We start from the raw sequence: 19,359 nt of genomic DNA, 5'->3' as shown, positions 1-19,359 counted from the left end.
ATGCAGATTGGCTCAGTACTTTAACTGCTTAAAAGGATTTTAATAATGACGTTTTTAAAAAATCACAGCGTGCTTTGCGTCCTCTGCGTTTGTTTTAGCTTATTGCTAAGCGGTTGCTCAGAGCCATCATCGCAAAGTACAAAAAACACAACAGCCGTTGACGTTTCTAAATACCCATGGGTTAAAGAGCACAAAAACCATCCAGAGTGGCCACTTGAAATACGCGAAGAGGTGTATGGTGATGCAGATACATTTTCAACCCCGCGGTTAATGTTTTGGAATAAATATAAATACAGTGCAGTGCGCACGCTGTGGTCATCACGGTTAGATGGCTCAGACAGGCGCCGTATTATTCCAGAAGAGGTATTTCAAAAGCTTGAATCTATTAGTATTCATGCACCAGCACGCTCACCAGATAACCGTTATATTGCTATTTCGGGCTATATAAATGACCGAGCGACTCGCCAGTTATACGATACCAAAGAGAAAAAACTCATTACCATGTCAAGCGGGGGCGGCTACCCTTGGTTTAACTGGACCTCAGACAGTGAAAACGTCATTTTTTACTCAGATGGTAAAAATTTTAACTACAATGTACCAACAGGGGAACTAACCTCTCGGCCGCAAATTCACCACAGTGGCGCTGCTTTTTTACTCCCAGGTGATAAAGAGTTTTTAGCTGTAAAGCACGATGGCTTTTGGATACATAAGTTTAATGGTGAAGTAGTGCGTAAAGTGAACTTTGGTTTTCCGAGGAAATGGGAGATGCTGGACCACCGTATCTCACCGGATGGAAAATACTTAGCGTTTATGACTCATATTAGACCAAAAGCGCATTTTCATTGGGTGAATATTGCCAATCCTGAAATAGAGCATTCAGAGAAAGGTATGGGCAGCAATGTAATTTTTTCACTTGATAAAGACGTTACCCTCAAATTTGGCTATAACGATTTTAAAAGGCCAACTAGTCGGGATGAAGTGCCTGACATATACAGTATTATGACTAAAACGAATATTTTAACAGGTGAAAAAAAAATCACACGCGTAAAGGAAATGGGTATTTGGGGTCTTGATACTTTAGGTCCAATAGCGATTACAAATGTAGCAGCGCAGGGGTTGTAACCATACATGCCTTTCTCTAAATAAAAGCCAAAAAGGATTTTGATAATGACGTTTATAAAAAATCACAGCGTGCTTTGCGCCCTCTGCGTTTGTTTTAGCTTATTGCTAAGCGGTTGCTCAGAGCCCTCATCGCAAAGTTCACCACAAGTAGAAGTTGATGTTGCTAAATACCCATGGGCTAAAGAGCATAAAAACCATCCAGAGTGGCCACTAGAAATACGTGAAGAGGTGTATGGCGATGCAGATACATTTTCAACCCCGCGGCTAATGTTTTGGAATAAATATAAATACAGTGAAGTACGCACGCTGTGGTCATCACGGTTAGATGGCTCAGACAGGCGCCGTATTATTCCAGAAGAAATTTTTACCCAACTGGAGCCTGCGGGATTGCATCCACCAGCACGCTCACCAGATAACCGTTATATTGCTATTTCGGGTTATATAAATGACCGAGCGACTCGCCAGTTATACGACACCAAAGAGAAAAAGCTAATTACTATGTCAGGCGGGGGTGGCTACCCTTGGTTTAACTGGACCTCAGACAGTGAAAACGTCATTTTTTACTCAGATGGCAAACACTTTAATTACCATGTACCAACAGGGGAACTCATCTCTCGACCGCAAATTCATCATAGCGGCGCTGCTTTTTTACTGCCTGGTGATAAAGAGTTTTTAGCGATAAAGCACGATGGCTTTTGGATACATAAGTTTAATGGTGAAATAGTACGCAAAGTTAATTTTGGTTTTCCGAAAGCGTGGGAGATGAAAAACCACCGTATTTCACCTGATGGGAAGTATTTAGCATTTATGACTCATTCAAGGCCAAAAGCACATTTTCATTGGGTGAATATTGCTAACCCGGAAATAAAGAACTCAGAAATAGGAGAAGGTAATGGCGTTATTTTCTCTGATAAAGAAGATTATCAGCTGGAATATACCAATCGCAATTTGCCTGAGCGTAATGAGAAAGGGTGGTTCCTTTCCGAGCGTATTATAAGAATAATAAACATAGTGACAGGCGAACAATCAGAAGCATTAGAAAAAGAGAATAATATTTGGGGTATGGGCTCAATATACCCTATAGCAATTACTAATTCGGCAATGCAAGGAAGTTAATATGCATGAACTAAGCAAAGGATCTGCAAGCCCAATAGTTTACTTATTAACAGAATACTTTGAACAGAATGAATCGATTCTATTGATATGCAAGTAGGCTCAATATAGCTCAAATCACTTTGACTATTTTGTCGATAAAGTGAGTAATGGCACTTTTTAATTATTAAACATGGGATTACTTTATAAGCCCAGATAAAAATAATAAAACTTATCTAATCGGAGATCACTTTAAAGCCGATTTGATTATGGTGGCAAGAAGCGTGTTTGGTATTTTTAATCTTGTTATTTAAGGTTTATTGGTTTTTATTTTCTTTATGATTATGTTTTAAAGGTGTTTTGTGGAATTTTTATGCTTGCTTCCATGGCTTTGTAATGTTAAAAATAGGCTTCACTGAACACACACATAAGAAAACAAGATGCATATTATTCGTTTAATTACACTAAAACTTAACCTCTTACTGCTATGGCAAGTAAGCGGGGATTAGTGTGTTTGCATCGAGTTGAACACTAAAAAACCCCGCAATTGCGGGGTTTTTTTTATCTCGCGGCTGGGATTAATTGAAATTTGGGTAACATAGGAATGAGGGGCAGTTATGCAAGAGCAAGATAAAGTATGGATTTTTGATACCACCTTACGTGATGGCGAACAGGCACTTAAAGCAAGCCTTACTGAAGATGATAAAATTCAATTAGCACATACAATTAGCCGCTTGAATGTGGATGTGATGGAAGTAGGCTTTCCGGTTTCGAGCCCTGCTGATTTTCGCTCGGTGCAACGTATTGCAACCGAAGTAAAAGGTCCTATTATTTGTGGTTTAGCACGCTCAGTTGCTAAAGACATTGAAGCCTGTGGCGAAGCTCTTCGCACAGCTCAGCAAAGCCGTATTCATACTTTTATTGCTACAAGCCCTTTGCACCTTGAACATAAATTACGTATGAGCCTAGACGATGCAACGGCCATGGCTGTTAAATCAATTAAATTGGCACGTAACTATACTGATGATGTTGAGTTTTCGTGTGAAGATGCCGGTCGTACGCCGCACTGGGATTTATGTAAAATTGTTGAGCAGGCAATTAATGCCGGAGCTTCAACTATTAACTTGCCAGACACCGTTGGTTTTGTAACGCCAGACGAATACGCCGCGATGATCCGCCATTTAATGAATAACGTGCCAAATATTGATAAAGCGCGCTTAAGCGTGCATTGCCACAATGATTTAGGTTTAGCAGTAGCAAACTCGGTAGCCGCAGTGCAAGCCGGTGCGCGCCAAATTGAGTGTACTATTAATGGCATTGGTGAGCGTGCTGGTAACTGCTCGCTTGAAGAAGTGGCGATGATCATGAAAATGCGCCACGACCACTTAAAAGTATACACCGATATTAAAAGTGAAGAAATTTACCGCGCATCTCGTCAAGTGGCTAAAATTTGTAATATGCCAGTACAACCAAATAAAGCGATTGTTGGCGAAAACGCCTTTGCGCATAGTTCTGGCATTCACCAAGACGGTGTATTAAAAGCGCAAAATACGTATGAGATTATGTCGCCAGAAAGCGTTGGTGTGCCAAGTAACCAATTAAATATGACTTCGCGTTCGGGTCGTCATGTTATTGAGCATCGCCTAGAAGAGTTAGGCTATCAAAAATCTGATTACGATATGGATGGCTTATACAAAAGCTTTATTGAGTTGGCTGACCAAAAAGGCACCGTATACGATTACGACCTTGAGGCGATGATTTACTTTAATCAAATTAACGACAAAGACGAAAAATACCAATTAGAATTTGTTAACTCAGCCTCTAACTCACAATCAGTAGCAAGCTCTACCATTGGAATGCGTATTGATGGCGAAGCTAAACAAGAAGCGGCGACAGGTAATGGTCCAGTTGAAGCCTCGTTTGCAGCTATTGAGCGTTTAACCGGTATGAGCGTTGAAATGATTGAATATAACTTAGAAGCAACAGGCCAAGGTGCAAGCTCATTAGGCCAAGTAAATATTATAGCTAAATACGATGGCCGACCTTACCACGGTGCGGGCATTGCAGCGGATGTGGTTGAAGCGTCGGTACGCGCCATGATCCGTGTTTATAACTTAATTTATCGTGCACAAAAAGTGTCTGATTTAAAACAACAAAGGAAAGCAGGATGAGTAAAACAAACTACAGCGTTGCAGTATTAGCTGGCGACGGTATTGGTCCAGAAGTAATGGCAGCAGCAGAGCAAGTACTTGATGCTGTGAGCAATAAGTTTGGTTTTACCCTAAACCGTCAGCATCATGCTATTGGTGGCGCAGCCATTGATGAATTTGGTGAAGCATTACCAGAGAGCACGCTTACTGCATGTGAAAACTCAGACGCTATTTTATTTGGTTCGGTAGGCGGTCCTAAATGGGAAAACTTACCACCAAACGAGCAGCCTGAGCGCGCATCGTTATTGCCGCTTCGTAAGCACTTTGGTTTGTTTTGTAATTTACGCCCTGCACAGTTATTACCTGCATTAAGTGCAGCGTCGCCACTTCGCGCTGATATTAGTGAAAAAGGTTTTGATATTTTGTGCGTGCGCGAACTAACTGGCGGCATTTATTTTGGTGAAAAAGGTCGCAGTGGTGAAGGCGCAGAAGAGTTTGCATTTGATACGCAAACATACTCACGAAAAGAAATCGAACGTATTGCACGCTTTGCTTTTGAAGCGGCAAAACTACGTAGTAACCACGTTACCTCTGTTGATAAAGCCAATGTATTAGCATCAAGCGTATTATGGCGCGAAGTAGTAACTGAAGTTAGTAAAGACTACCCAGAAGTAAGCTTAGATTACATTTACGTAGATAACGCGGCTATGCAGTTAGTTAAACAGCCTAGCCAGTTTGACGTACTACTTTGCGATAACTTATTTGGTGATATTTTGTCAGATGAGTGCGCTATGATCACAGGCTCAATGGGCTTATTACCATCGGCAAGCTTGAATCAATCGGGTTTTGGATTGTACGAGCCAGCAGGCGGCTCAGCGCCAGACATTGCAGGTAAAGGCGTTGCAAATCCAATAGCACAAATTTTAAGTGCCGCATTAATGTTACGTTACTCGCTAGGGCAAGACGAAGCGGCTCGCACGATTGAAAAAGCAGTAGCAGAAGCCGTAGAAGCAGGCGTTGGCACTCCAGATATATATCCAAATGCAGGTTACAGCACAAGCGATGTAGCAGCAGCCATCGTTTCACGCATTTAATAACATAGTAAAGTTGCAGCACCGTTATGCTGCAACTCAAACAGATTAGGGAATTAGCAAGTGGCCCAAACGTTATACGAAAAAATTTGGCAAGCACACACCGTTGCCAGCATAAACGAGCAAACCGACTTACTTTATATTGACCGCCATTTAGTGCACGAGGTGACTTCTCCGCAGGCTTTTGCAGGTCTACGTGAAAAAAACCGTACTGTACGTTGCCCAGAAAAAACCTTTGCAACGATGGATCATAACGTATCGACTAAAAGCCGATCACTTGATGCCGCAAGCGAAGTATCTAAAAACCAATTAATGGCGCTTGATAAAAACTGTAAAGAGTTTGGTATTGTACTTTACGATTTAAACTCAATTAACCAAGGCATTGTCCATGTAATGGGCCCAGAGCAAGGCATTACTTTGCCAGGCACAACCATTGTATGTGGCGATAGCCATACTTCTACACATGGTGCGTTTGGCGCATTAGCGCATGGTATTGGTACGTCTGAGGTTGAGCACGTATTAGCAACGCAAACGCTACAGCAAAAAAAGGCGAAATCGTTAAAAATTCAAATTAACGGTGTATTGCGTCCAACGGTTACGGCTAAAGATTTAATTATGGCGGTAATTGGCAAGTTAGGTACCGCTGGTGGCACAGGTTATGTAGCAGAGTTTTGTGGTGCAGGCATTGAAGCGCTTTCAATGGAAGCCCGTATGACGCTATGTAATATGAGCATAGAAATGGGTGCAAAAGCGGGTTTAATTGCATCTGACCAAATTACTTATGATTACTTAAAAGGTCGTCCGTTTGCACCAAAAGGCGCAGATTTTGATGCAGCCGTTGAATATTGGGAAACATTAAAAACAGATGAAGGCGCACACTTTGATTTAGTTGTTGAGCTAAATGCTGACGACATTCAACCGCAAATTACCTGGGGCACAAGCCCAGAGCAAGTAATTGGTGTTGATGAGTGCATACCCGATCCAGATAAAGAGCCAGATTTAATTAAAGCCGATGCTATTCGCAGCGCACTTAAATACATGGACTTAAAAGCGGGCGATAAATTATCAAGCGCGAAAGTAGACACGGTATTTATTGGCTCATGTACAAATAGCCGCATTGAAGACTTGCGCGCTGCTGCAAAAATTGTAGAAGGCAAACAGGTTGTAGCCGGCATAGAGGCGTTAATTGTACCGGGCTCTGGCTTAGTTAAAAAACAAGCCGAAGACGAAGGCTTAGCTGATATTTTTAAAGCCGCTGGCTTTGAATGGCGCGAACCGGGTTGTTCTATGTGTTTAGCGATGAACGATGACCGCCTAGGAGCAGGCAAGCGTTGTGCATCTACTTCTAACCGTAACTTTGAGGGTCGCCAAGGTCGTGGTGGGCGTACCCATTTAGTTAGTCCCGCAATGGCGGCAGCCGCTGCAATACATGGTCACTTTGTTGATATTAGAGGAGAAGCCTAATGAGCGTATTTTTTAGTGGCTTAATGGCCCCACTTGATAAAAACAATGTAGATACTGACCAAATTATCCCTAAGCAGTTTTTAACATCAACTAGCCGCGAAGGCTTTGATGCGGCATTGTTTTATGATTGGCGTTACCTAGATAACGACGAGCCAAACCCTGACTTTATTTTAAACCGCCCATGCTACCAAGGCGCGCAAATATTATTAACGCGCGACAACTTTGGTTGTGGCTCATCTCGTGAGCACGCGCCATGGGCGCTGAAGCAATATGGCTTTGAAGTTATTTTAGCTGAAAGCTTTGCAGATATTTTCTTTAATAACTGTGGTAACAACCAAATGTTAGCCATAGCGTTACCTGCCGACACGCTTGAGCAACTGTTTGTACTTAGCGAGCAGCACGACGATATTAACATTGAAATCGACCTTGAAAATCAAACACTAACAAGCAGTAAGTTTGCACCAATTAGTTTTGATATTAGTAAAGAGGTAAAAGAACGTTTGTTAAGTGGTTTAGACTTTATTGGTGTAACCGAAACGCTAAACCCACAAATTGATGCGTTTGAAAAACAACTAGCGACTGAGCGTTCTTGGCAGTAATTGCTTAACCGTGTGTATTAAAAATCACGTATTAAAAAGCACGGCAATTGCCGTGCTTTTTTGTGGGTAAATATGAGATGTAATAGCTAAAGGTTAATGCCTAAAGTCAGCCATTAACGCAGGTATACCGGGTAACATGCCTACAATTGCCATTACAGTGGTAAGTAACACAAACATAATAAGTGGAATCACCCAGCGGCTCATTTTAGTTAGCTCAGCGCTGCGCTCTTTACAGCCAATCAGCCCTAAGTTATCAAGTAACATAGTAAGTGACCAACCAAAAGCAGGATTAACCAAGGTCGAAGCAAACACCACAATAGCGGCGGATTGCGTCGTTTTACCTTCGCGCGTCATTTCCATGCCAGCTTCAAGTAGCGGGATAAACACCCCAACAATAAGCGCTACACACAATACAGGCTGCCAAATTGCTAAATCCATAGGGTAACCCCATAAACCAGCAATAATACAAAATAATGCAGTTAAAATAGCGCCAGCAGGGATAGGGCGTTTAGCAATAGCGGCAGGCACAATATAAGTACCCCAAGAGGACGCAAAGTTAGCACCACCGGCAAGTGAGCCAAATGTTTGTCTAACCGATGCGCTCAGCATGGTGTCGTCGATATTCATTTGTACTTTTTCAGTACGTTGCGGATAGCTTATTTTTTGAAATACTTGATGACCTAAAAAATCTGGCGACCACATGGCAACGGCAAGCACTGCAAACGGGAGTACAACAACAAAGCTTTCAAGTGTTGGTAAACCTAGCATCCAGCCCGTGTTTTCACCCCACCAGTAAGCTGGGTTCATATTTGGTAAACCCGGTGCAGTATGAAACTCAAACGGTGCACCTAAGGCAAAGGCAACCACACCACCAATAAGGCAGCTTAACGGCACTGCTAACCAACGTTTTTTAAAGTGCTCTAATAGCGCATACAATAAAATGGTGGCTAAAATAACAATAAATGCAATGTGTGCCATATCAATGGCTTCCGCCCAAGCAAACAGCTTTTTAACTTGCGAAATAGTACCAATAAAGCCTAAATAAATGAGCAGCCCGCCACATACACCTTTACTGGTTAGGCGCGCGAGCATACTTCCTCCCTTGGTTATGGCTAAAATAAAACCAAAGGCACCAATGAGTAAGCCAAACGCCATAGGGTGACCGCCAGCAGCAACAACAATAGGAATTAACGGAATAAGCGGGCCGTGAGTACCAGCCAAGTTGGCTGTTGGTAAAATAAAGCCTGAGAATAAGATGATAAAAATAGAAACAATGAGTAATTCGTAACGTACATTTTCTAAAACAAATGCATCGCTTAAACCAAGAGGCGCCGCAAAGGTTGCTGCAATAGCCCCCACCATAACGACTTTACCAATAGTGCCCGCCATTGCTGGAATGGTGTCTTCAAATTCAAATCGGTAATCTCTAAACGGTAAATTAGGACGCCAGCGCTTAGGCTGCATAATTTGTAATTCATGTTCGAGATACTCGTCGCGAGTATTAAACTCTGAACTCGGCTTGTGAAGTTGCTCGTAGCTTTGAGCATCCTTGTGCGTGTTTGATGGTGCATCACCGGGTGGTGTAGTTTGCATGCGTTCTCCTGCAACATTGTTGCTTAATCAAATAAATACGGCTTTTGTTAAAGCAAATGAATATTGAACATGCAGGGTAAATCAGCTCTTAGGCTGGGATGTATAGGCAAAAGGTCGTGCATGGTTGTTTTTAATACAGTTAATCTGACAATCAGCTTTACGTTAAAAATTATAAAACTACACAAAATGATTTAAAGTTATTACAAATCAATAGCTTGGTTTTTATTTCAAGGAGTTTGATCACTGTTTATAGCGGGAAATAGTGTTAATGGCAGGTTATTATCCTTTAGTCTTAGTGGCTGTAAAAGCCGCTTTGTTTGAAAAGCTTATTGGTAGCAGCCGTTAATTTCGTTTTATTTGTGGTGAAATAATACTTCTGTTACTTTCGGATTGTTAATAACAACAATAAAGAATAGAGATGCAACTCAACTCCCCTAAATCAATTGGTATTTTACTTGGTACGCTTTACGGCATATTTATGCGGCTGTTTGTAGAGCTAGTCAATGCTTACAATTTAGGTAGCTTAGTCTCTATATCATTTATGTTTTTAGTGCCCGTTGCAATTGGTTATATTCGTGTTCATTTTGAATTTAAAAGCACAGAAACATTAACTAAAAGGCAAATGATCACGATTGCTTGGCAGCCTATTTTTGTTTTTTTATTTGTAAGTGTAATTACTTTGCTTGAAGGGAGCATTTGTGTGGCAATGGCTTTGCCTGCTTTTATGTTTTTTGCCAGCATTGGTGGGTTACTTGCGGGCTTTGTTAGAAAACGTAAAATAAAAAAAGCGAATAGTTCTTTATTATCAATCGCGTTATTACCTATATTGCTCTCACCTATTGAAGTTAACTTTTTACATTTATCAAAAACATACGAAGTAACAAATTCAATAGCTATTAACGCGCCCATCAATGTTGTGTGGCAGCAGTTAGCTAATGTGAGTGACATAAAACCACAGGAAGTGCCTTTTTCACTCACTCAATTAATTGGTGTACCAAAGCCATTAAAGGCAAGTATGAATGCTAGCGGTATAGGCGCTGTTCGCACAAGTACTTGGCAAAAAGGCGTTGTGTTTAAAGAAGTAATAACCGACTGGCAACCAAATAAACAGATGCATTATAGATTTGATATAGACCCAGATGCTATCCCCGATGACGCACTCGATAAACACGTAAAACTAGGCGGTGAATACTTTTCACCTCTTTACGGTGGATATGAGTTAAGTGAAGATAAAAGCGGCAATACGATTTTAACGTTAAAAACGACCGTGCAAGATAATACAAATTTTGGTGTTTATTCGCGAATATGGGGTGAGGTGATATTTCAAGATTTTCATCATTCACTTTTAACGTTGATGAAAAACAGAGCTGAAAAATCACTTATCGTAACTGTTTATTATAATTAGCTTAAACCATCATATTTTTAAAAAATATTACACGCTAAAAGGTAAAGCCTTTGCATTTGCAAAGGCTTTTGTTTTAACTGCTAACTTTTACCAAATCATTTCTACAAATTCAGGGTGGTCGATATACGGGTTACGATTACCTTGAAATTCAAACGCTGCTTGGTTACGGTCAAGTTCCATTTGGCTTACAGGATCGCTGTTATGCCAGTTAAGCAGCATGGCTACAACCCAGTTCTCGAATACTTGGTTGCTTGAACCATTAAGTACAGCATTACTTGAGGTCGTTTTGGTTTGCCAAGTGCCTATTACATTTTCGTAGCGCGTTGCCATGTAAAAATAAGCGCGAGCAAAGTCACCTTTAAATTCGTCAATTGGCTCAAATACAGTACCTGAGTAATTTAATGAATTTGCGGCAGAACCTAATTTACTTCCGTTAGTTGATGTAAATGAAGCGCTTGCTACTTCACCAAATGGGAAGTTACTACGTTTTGAGTTTACATAACCGTCGGTTGCGTAAATATGATGCACATCTGAGTTCATTGGCTCAATAGTGCCGCCAAACCAGCTTTTAGGAAATGAATGCTCACGGTTGTAACAGCCGCCTTCTCCACTATAGTTACCACATTGATCGCTCACCGCAGCATAATTGTAGCTATCTGAGCCGTTTGGTTTTTCGCTATACATATCTAAAATGCTGTTATCGTTTTCAAAGTATGTATCACGTGCAGATGAATCGTAAAAATTCCAAATAGCCGAGTAACCCTGTGCATTATAATCTTTAATAATATTATAAAGCTCAGTTTTTAGTGAATAGCCCGATAGCCCTTGAGCTGTACCATAGTAGCCAGTGGGTGTTGGGTTGGTCCCGCCGCCATCACCAGAGCTACTACTTAAAGTAAATGCCGTGCTGTCTGTATTATTAAAACTTGCACCGCTAGCAAGTGTGGTAGAGCCTTGCTTAAGCGCATAACTGCCATTACCTGTTGAACAACACATGCCATCGCCGTAGCTGTCGTTAATAACAAGTGTGTAAGTTCCATCAGTTAGGCATATTTGCTCATCATACTGAGTGTTTGATGCGTAACCACTGCCGTTAGCAACAGCGCTACCTTGATTGTTATTAACGGCCCAGCTAGTTTCGCTACCGTAATTATCGGTATTAAGCGTTAAGGTAAGGCTATTGTCGGTACAGCTTGTTGATGCGCTGCCATCAGCGTTTGGTAAAAAGTTATCTACGTATACGGTTTCGCTGCCATCAAATCCACTTACATCATAAAACCTAAGCCCTACGCTAATTGTTTTATCACTACTTGCTGTATAGCTATGGCTAACTGTTTGCCATTGGTTAGTTTGTGCTTGATTTGAATAGCCTTGATAACCATCTACATACAAGCGAGCTTTAATTTTACCTTCGGTGTGGTAAACATCAGCCGAAAAGTTATAGGTTTTACCTGCTTCTACAGCAACTTGTTGTAGTAAATCAGTGTTACTTTGCGACCCTGTAGTTACATTTACAGCAGCAGAGCTACTGCCACTTTTAACTGTGCTGGTTGAGCGAGATAAAGCAATTCCGCTATCTATCGTAGTCCATGCATCAGGTGTATTACCTGACCATTGTTCAAATCCGCCATTAGCTACATTGGCCATTACAGGTAATGAGCCAAGTAACAATGCGGTACTAAGTAGTTTATTTTTATATTTCCCGTGTAACATAGTTGTTCCTATTTTTATTTTGAATGAGGAATATACCCTACATTAGTTAGGTTACAAAATTGTTAATTTAAAGTGCTGTAAAAGGCAATAATTGCCCTTTAATCTGTTTTTGAAGGTATTTTTATAAATTAATAACTAAATGGAATATCAAAGCAGATTCTATTCTTTTTTTATCTATGCAGAGCCCGTTATCCTACATACTTAGAAAACCTCAACAGATACGCTCTGGATGAGGTAAAACTCATTTTTAACAATACACAAAGTGTGTTGTGTTTAATTTTCAGGGTTATGGGGAATCGATTCATGTTGTTAGGTCAACTAAATGCTGCGGCAAGCCCGCTATCGCAAGATCAAGTACAAAAGCTGCAAGGTTTAGTGGCTGAACTTAATCCAATTCAACAAGCATGGGTAAGTGGTTACTTAGCTGCAAATGCTAATTCGGCTGCGTTAGGTGCCCCTACGGCAGGCGTACCGGCTGCGGGTGATGCAGCAGCGCTAACTATTTTATATGGTTCGCAAACAGGTAACGCAAAAGGTGTAGCTACCAAAATGAAAGAGCAGGCTGAGTCGCGAGGCTTAGCAGTTAAGCTTGTTAGCATGTCAGATTACAAACCAACAGCCCTGAAAAAAGAAAAGTTTTTAACTATCGTTGTATCTACTTACGGCGAAGGTGAGCCACCTGAAGACGCAGAAACACTTCACGAATTTTTAGCCACTAAAAAAGCGCCAAAACTAGACGATGTAAAAATAGCGGTTATTGGCTTAGGTGATTCTAGCTATGAGTTTTTCTGCCAAACAGCAAAAGATTTTGAAGAACGTTTAAATAAACTCGGTGCACAAACCATATATCAACGTGCTGATTTAGATGTAGATTACGAAGATGAAGCTGCAACATGGATTGCCGGTGCAGTTGATGCATTTGAACCTGATTTAAAAGCGCAGCAAGAAGCCGCTGGTGGTCAAGTTGTATCAATGCCATTTGGAGCACCAACGACCGCTTCAAGCCAATACACAAAGCAAAATCCATTTGAAGCAGAGCTATTAACAGTTCAAAAAATTACCGGTCGCGACTCAACTAAAGATGTACGCCACGTTGAAATTTCGCTTGAAGGTTCAGACATTACTTACACACCTGGTGATTCATTAGGTGTGTACTTTTTAAATGATGATGTATTAGTTGATGAAGTACTTACACTTACTCAAATAGATGCAACAAGCATTGTAAAAGTAGGTGATGAAGAGCTAAGCGTACGCGGCGCACTTATTGAAAAACTAGAGCTGACTCAGTCATACCCTGGTTTTGTAGAAAAATACGCAATAGCAACTGGTACGCCTGAATTATTAAAGCTTGTAGAAGATAAAGCCGCAATGCGTGCGTATATTGAACCTCGCCAAATATTTGATGTAATTCGCCAAAACCCTGCAAAAATTGATGCGCAAACATTAGTAGACTGCCTACGTAAACTACAAGCTCGTTTGTACTCAATTGCATCTAGCCAAGCTGAGGTTGAAGACGAAGTACATTTAACACTAGGTCTAGTGCAATTTGATGCATTTGATAGCGAGCATTTAGGTGGTTGTACTGGTTACTTAACTCGTCGTGCAGAAGAAGGTTGTAAAGTTAAAGTATTTAGCGAACACAACGACAATTTCCGCCTACCCACTAACGATGATACACCTGTGATTATGGTTGGTCCTGGTACGGGTATTGCGCCGTTTCGTGCATTTTTACAAGAACGTGATTCGCGTGAAGCGCAAGGCAAAAACTGGTTGTTTTTTGGTAACCCACATTTCACTCAAGACTTTTTATACCAAGTAGAAATACAGGGTTATTTAAAATCGGGTTTACTTAACAAAGTAGATGTTGCATTTAGCCGTGACCAAGCAGAAAAAGTATATGTGCAAGATAAGTTACGCAGTAACAGTAAAGACGTGTTTGAATGGTTAGAAGCTGGCGCTCACTTTTATATTTGTGGCGATGCAAATCGCATGGCAAAAGATGTACACAACGCCTTGCTTGATATTGTTAAAGAAAACACAGGCAAGAGCAATGAAGACGCAGAGCAATATTTAAAAGATTTGCGTAGCGCAAACCGCTATCAGAAAGACGTGTATTAATCACGTTTCTTATTTTATTTAACAGCTAGCAGCCGTCACTGTAACAAATTTAGGATTTAAAATGAGCGAACAAGATAAAAACGTAAAACTTTCTGATAACGAACGTTTGAAAAGAGAAAGTAACTTTTTACGTGGCACCATAGAAAAAGATTTAACAGACGAAATTACCGGTGGCTTTACAGCCGATAACTTTCAGCTAATTCGTTTTCATGGCATGTATCAGCAAGATGACCGCGATATACGTGGTGAGCGCGCTAAGCAAAAGCTAGAGCCGCTACATAATGTAATGTTACGTGCACGTATGCCTGGCGGTATTATTAAGCCAGAGCAGTGGTTAGCAATCGACAAGTTTGCAGATGACAAAACAAGCTACGGCAGTATTCGTTTAACTACGCGTCAAACATTTCAGTTTCATGGAGTGTTAAAGCCAAATATTAAAGGCATGCACCAAATGCTTGATAGCGTAGGTATAGACTCTATTGCTACAGCAGGTGACGTTAACCGTAATGTACTTTGTACTACTAACCCCGTTGAGTCTGAGTTACATCAAGAAGCTTACGATTGGGCTGCAAAAATTTCTGAACACTTATTACCAAAAACGAAAGCGTATGCCGAAATTTGGTTAAATGGCGAAAAAGCAGAAACCACAGAAGAGCCAATTTTAGGATCTAACTACTTACCGCGTAAGTTTAAAACCACGGTGACTATTCCACCTAACAACGAAGTTGATGTGCACGCTAACGATTTAAACTTTGTGGCAATTGCTGATAACGGCAAGCTAGTTGGTTTTAACGTATTAGTGGGCGGTGGCCTTGCCATGACGCACGGCGATACAGCAACGTATCCGCGTAAGGCTGATGACTTTGGCTTTATCGCGCTAGAAGATACCTTAAAAATTGCAGAGCATGTTGTATCTGTGCAGCGCGATTGGGGTAATCGTTCAAACCGTAAAAATGCAAAAACTAAATACACATTAGACCGTGTAGGTGTTGATGTATTTAAAGCAGAAGTAGAAAAACGCTCAGGCGTTACGTTTGCACCAAGCCGTCCGTTTGAGTTTACTCATCGTGGCGACCGCATTGGTTGGGTTGAAGGCATTGATGGTAAGCACCACTTAACGCTATTTATTCAAAGTGGTCGTATTTTAGACTATCCAGGCAAGCCGCTTAAAACAGGTTGTCGTAAAATCGCAGAAGTTCACCAAGGTGACATGCGTATGACGGCAAACCAAAACTTAATTATTGCTGGCGTACCTGCAGATCAAAAAGCCGTGATTGAAGAGATTGCACGTAGCCATGGCCTGATTGATGACACAGATTCGCAGCAGCGTAAAAATTCTATGGCGTGTGTTTCACTGCCAACGTGCCCACTTGCAATGGCCGAAGCAGAGCGTTACTTACCAAGCCTAGTAGAAAAAACTGAAGCATTACTTGCTAAGCACGGTATACCCGATGACAGCATTATTATGCGCGTTGTAGGTTGCCCGAACGGCTGTGGCCGCGCAATGCTTGCAGAAGCTGGTTTAGTGGGTAAAGGCCCAGGTAAATACAACGTTTACTTAGGTGGTAATTTAGAAGGTACACGTATTCCTAAATTGTACCTTGAGAACGTAGGCGAAGACGTTTACCTAGAAGCATTCGATAAGCTCATTGGCCAATGGGCAAGCGAGCGCAATGACGGTGAGTGTTTTGGTGACTTTGTTATACGCAAAGGCATTGTTGCTGAAGTAAAAGTATCGGTAACCGATTTTCACGCTTAATTAAATACCAGCGCTTTGGCGCTAGTGAGGTTTGGAATTTACCATGAGTGAATTTAAAAACATTTTACAGCTAGATAAACAAAGCCAGGCGGCTATGTTAGCTGATGCTAATGGTTTACTAGCGAATATGAGCGCAGAACAGCGTGTTGCATGGGCGCTTGATAACTTGCCTAATACGGCTTTTTTATCATCTAGCTTTGGTATTCAAGCGGCAGTAATGCTGCATTTAATGACCTCACAACGTCCAGATATTCCCGTTGTATTAACCGATACAGGCTATTTGTTTCCTGAAACGTATCAGTTTATTGAGCAAATGAGTGAGCGTTTATCACTTAACTTAAAGGTGTATAGAGCGCCGCTTAGCCCAGCATGGCAAGAGGCTAAATTCGGTAAACTATGGGAGAAAGGCGAAGACGGCATTAAGCAATATAATCAGCTTAATAAAGTAGAGCCGATGACCCGCGCGTTAAAAGAAATAGAAGCGGGCACGTGGTTTAGTGGTCTGCGCCGCGATCAATCATCTACACGTGCTGATAAGCAATTTGTAGAAATTAGCCGTGGTACCGTCAAAGTGTACCCGATTATTGAATGGTCTAACCGCGACGTGTATCAGTATCTTACTAAGCACGATTTACCTTACCACCCATTATGGGAGCAAGGTTATGTGTCTATGGGAGACGTACATACAACACGTAAGTTAGAACCAGGAATGACTGAGGAAGAAACTCGCTTTTTTGGTTTAAACCGAGAATGTGGACTACACATGGATGGTGACGGTATTTAACGCGACTACGGTGTAGTTAAATTGCAAATAAAAACGCAGCTTCTGCTGTAATGCCGATCATTTAAGAATTAGTTAATAGCACTTGAACGATCTTCTAGGTATGTAAGAATCCGAATTCTTTTGTAGAATTCGGATTTTTTTATGCAACTTTCTAATGCTCTCGATATTATTAACAACATCAAACCTAATGACGTTGAAACACTCGCAGATTTACTCCCTTTATCTCTTATCGAAGAAGCCTATGCACTGACCGAAACCGTTACACTACGAAAAAGAAAACTAACCCTAGAATCGATGGCTTGGTTGTTGATCGGGATGGTTATTTATAATGACAAATCGATGGCCGATGTCGTTAATATGCTCGACATTGTTGACCGCGATGGTAAGCCATTTGTTGCGCCAAGTGCTTTAACTCAGCGTCGTAAAAACCTAGGTGAAGCCGCCATGAAAGCCTTATTTGAATGCACCCAAAGGCATTGGAATAATGGCGCTAATCATCCTCATTGGAATGGGCTTACCTTGCTTGGTGTCGATGGTGTTGTTTGGCGTACGGATGACTCACCCCAAAACAATGAAGCCTTTACAAAACCGACCAATACACAATACCCACAGGTCAGAATGGTGTGTCAAATGGAGCTAAGCAGCCACCTAATCACGGGGAGTGCTTTTGATGATTACAAGGTCAATGAAATGGTGCTGGCTGAAAAGCTTATAGAAACCACACCCGATAACAGTCTCACTTTATTCGGCAAAGGTTTCTATTCTTTAGGGCTTTTACATAAATGGCAAACAACTGGCAGTGAACGCCATTGGCTAATCCCCCTGAAAAAAAATGTGCAATATGAAGTTATTCAAACATTAGGGCGTAATGATAAATTAGTCCAACTTAGCAGCAACCCAAGAGCAAGAAAGATGTGGCCAACGCTGCCTAACACCTTAATCGCGAGGTTAGTGACTCGAAAAATAAAGGGGAAGTCATATAGTGTGATGACATCTATGACAGATCCGATGCGATATCTGTCAGCCGATATAGGCGATTTGTACAGTCACCGCTGGGAGATAGAGCTTGGTTATCGGGAACAAAAGCAATATATGCTGGGCAATCGATTAACATTAAGAAGTCGCTTACCAGCGCTTGTAAAGCAAGAGCTGTGGGGAGTGTTGCTTACTTATAATATGGTGCGATATCAGATGGTAAAAATGTGCCACACATTAAAAGGTGATTATTTACCGTACCAACTGAGTTTCAATGGTAGTTTAGCTCAAATAATGAGGTTGCTTGTTGGATTACCTTATTCAACACCTGGAGCCATACCACGTCAATTAAAATACTTTTATGCGATGGCAGAAAGCCTAATTCTAGAGCCTCGAAGGGAACGGGGTTTTCCTCGTGCAGTCAAGCCAAGACCACAGCGGTACGCTAGAAATAAAAAAGCCGCTCACCTTAAGTGAACGGCATTACAGCTTCTGCTGCGTTTTTATTTTTTTATTAGGGTACAAAAAATTGCCTAATTAAGTATTTTTTATTAGACTCAGGGCAATAAAGGATTAATTAAAGCAGGAACGCTATGAAATACTTTACCTACTTAGCTATATCAATCATGGCTATTGCAGTTATCTCTTTGTTTTATTTAAAAAAGCCCGATGGTCAAACATGGCTTTCTGCATCATCAATTAGCAGTGAATCTCAACAAATTAAAGAAAAAATGGTTGCGCTATCTAGCAATACTTTGGACCAAGCAGTGCAGGGCTTTAAGCAAGCAGGCGATAAAATTGCGAGCAGTATTTCTGATGAACCAATCCCTGAAAGTACTACCTCAAGTAGCAAAATTTTTAAGTGGCAAGATGAAACAGGCCAATGGCACTTTTCTGATACACCTAACCCGCATGCAAAAAGTATTGAAGTAAAACTCGACCCTAAAGATATTACTGTTATTGCTGCAGAAGACACGTCTATTTTAAATACCACTCCAAGTAAAAATACAATGTCGGCTGCACCAGAGGGGATCAGTATTTTGAACCCAGACTCGGTTAAAAAGTTATTTAATGACGCCGAAAATGTAAAAGACAAACTAGAAAAACGTAATAAAGAAATTAATAATTTAAGTGCACTCTAATTATTTAGAGTGAGTGCTTTTATGGTTTTTTAAATAACGTTTTTCGGCTTCCATCAATAATACGGTTAAATATATTTTAGTGGGAAGCGACAGCAGTACACCTACAGCAATGCATGCCGCCGCTATAATTATTCCTTTAATACCATGCTCGACAGTAAAGTAACTCGACACAATTAAAGTGTGGCCAGTCACGATAAGGCACAACCCAAGCACTATTGATGTTTTAAGCAGCCTAATTATCATTGTTTGCGACATAGTTACCTCACTAATAGTCGCTATAGTGTAGGCACGCTTTAAATGCTTAGCATTGATTTAAGACAACAAACAGCACACATAAAAAAGCCCAGCTTAT

Annotated in this window: 15 protein-coding genes; 12 read left to right on the top strand and 3 right to left on the bottom strand. The window is 41.0% G+C overall.

Annotated features, from left to right (window positions below; all coding sequences use genetic code 11):
- Positions 1-45 precede the first annotated feature (45 nt).
- The 6 genes from I6E85_RS06610 (at position 46) to leuD (ending at position 7,518) form a co-directional block, all read left to right on the top strand.
- Entirely contained in the window at positions 46-1,122 is a 1,077-nt protein-coding gene (locus I6E85_RS06610) for a hypothetical protein (RefSeq protein ID WP_024589515.1), read from the top strand.
- A gap of 45 nt (positions 1,123-1,167) precedes the next feature.
- Positions 1,168-2,238, top strand: a complete 1,071-nt coding sequence (locus tag I6E85_RS06605) for a hypothetical protein (RefSeq protein WP_024589516.1) — start codon at positions 1,168-1,170, stop codon at positions 2,236-2,238.
- 593 nt (positions 2,239-2,831) lie between these two features.
- Entirely contained in the window at positions 2,832-4,385 is a 1,554-nt protein-coding gene (leuA, locus tag I6E85_RS06600; protein WP_008171909.1) for a 2-isopropylmalate synthase, read from the top strand.
- A complete protein-coding gene (gene leuB / locus I6E85_RS06595) occupies positions 4,382-5,458 on the top strand; it encodes a 3-isopropylmalate dehydrogenase (RefSeq protein WP_024589517.1) in 1,077 nt (358 codons plus the stop codon). Before leuA ends, leuB begins: the two co-directional genes overlap by 4 nt.
- A gap of 60 nt (positions 5,459-5,518) precedes the next feature.
- A complete protein-coding gene (leuC, locus tag I6E85_RS06590) occupies positions 5,519-6,919 on the top strand; it encodes a 3-isopropylmalate dehydratase large subunit (protein WP_024589518.1) in 1,401 nt (466 codons plus the stop codon).
- Positions 6,919-7,518 (top strand): 3-isopropylmalate dehydratase small subunit, encoded by a 600-nt coding sequence (gene leuD / locus I6E85_RS06585; protein ID WP_010555450.1) that lies wholly within the window; start codon positions 6,919-6,921, stop codon positions 7,516-7,518. The genes leuC and leuD overlap by 1 nt, the downstream gene beginning before the upstream one ends.
- A gap of 93 nt (positions 7,519-7,611) precedes the next feature.
- Here the strand turns inward: leuD and I6E85_RS06580 are convergent, their stop codons facing one another.
- Complete coding sequence (locus I6E85_RS06580; RefSeq protein WP_007582201.1) at positions 7,612-9,111, bottom strand: DUF3360 family protein; 1,500 nt, start codon at positions 9,109-9,111, stop codon at positions 7,612-7,614.
- A 418-nt stretch (positions 9,112-9,529) separates the two neighbouring features.
- On the opposite strand from I6E85_RS06580, the gene I6E85_RS06575 reads away from it, so the two are divergent.
- A complete protein-coding gene (locus I6E85_RS06575) occupies positions 9,530-10,516 on the top strand; it encodes a hypothetical protein (RefSeq protein WP_024589520.1) in 987 nt (328 codons plus the stop codon).
- Positions 10,517-10,603: 87 nt separating this feature from the next.
- Here I6E85_RS06575 and I6E85_RS06570 read toward each other — a convergent pair whose 3' ends face one another.
- Entirely contained in the window at positions 10,604-12,229 is a 1,626-nt protein-coding gene (locus I6E85_RS06570) for an endonuclease (RefSeq protein WP_197236727.1), read from the bottom strand.
- Positions 12,230-12,532: 303 nt separating this feature from the next.
- Between I6E85_RS06570 and I6E85_RS06565 the strand changes: the two genes are divergently transcribed.
- The 5 genes from I6E85_RS06565 to I6E85_RS06545 all read left to right on the top strand — a co-directional run bounded on the left by I6E85_RS06565 (position 12,533) and on the right by I6E85_RS06545 (position 19,007).
- A complete protein-coding gene (locus I6E85_RS06565; protein WP_024589522.1) occupies positions 12,533-14,347 on the top strand; it encodes an assimilatory sulfite reductase (NADPH) flavoprotein subunit in 1,815 nt (604 codons plus the stop codon).
- 61 nt (positions 14,348-14,408) lie between these two features.
- On the top strand, positions 14,409-16,106 hold the full coding sequence (gene cysI, locus I6E85_RS06560) for an assimilatory sulfite reductase (NADPH) hemoprotein subunit (protein WP_024589523.1): 1,698 nt from the start codon (positions 14,409-14,411) through the stop codon (positions 16,104-16,106).
- 43 nt (positions 16,107-16,149) lie between these two features.
- The gene (locus I6E85_RS06555; RefSeq protein WP_024589524.1) at positions 16,150-16,890 is read left to right on the top strand and encodes a phosphoadenylyl-sulfate reductase; all 741 of its coding nucleotides are present in this window, start codon (positions 16,150-16,152) and stop codon (positions 16,888-16,890) included.
- 141 nt (positions 16,891-17,031) lie between these two features.
- Entirely contained in the window at positions 17,032-18,342 is a 1,311-nt protein-coding gene (locus I6E85_RS06550; RefSeq protein ID WP_024589525.1) for an IS4 family transposase, read from the top strand.
- 116 nt (positions 18,343-18,458) lie between these two features.
- Entirely contained in the window at positions 18,459-19,007 is a 549-nt protein-coding gene (locus I6E85_RS06545; protein WP_024589526.1) for a DUF4124 domain-containing protein, read from the top strand.
- On the opposite strand, the gene I6E85_RS06540 is transcribed toward I6E85_RS06545, so the two are convergent.
- Positions 19,008-19,262, bottom strand: coding sequence for a hypothetical protein (locus I6E85_RS06540; RefSeq protein ID WP_024589527.1), 255 nt, complete (start codon positions 19,260-19,262; stop codon positions 19,008-19,010).
- Positions 19,263-19,359: the final 97 nt, after the last annotated feature.

The organism is Pseudoalteromonas sp. NZS71 (assembly GCF_015864715.1).
GTDB classification, from domain to species: Bacteria; Pseudomonadota; Gammaproteobacteria; order Enterobacterales; family Alteromonadaceae; genus Pseudoalteromonas; species Pseudoalteromonas arctica.
Note: the sequence above shows the minus strand (reverse complement) of the source record. Positions and strands in the feature narration are given on the sequence as shown.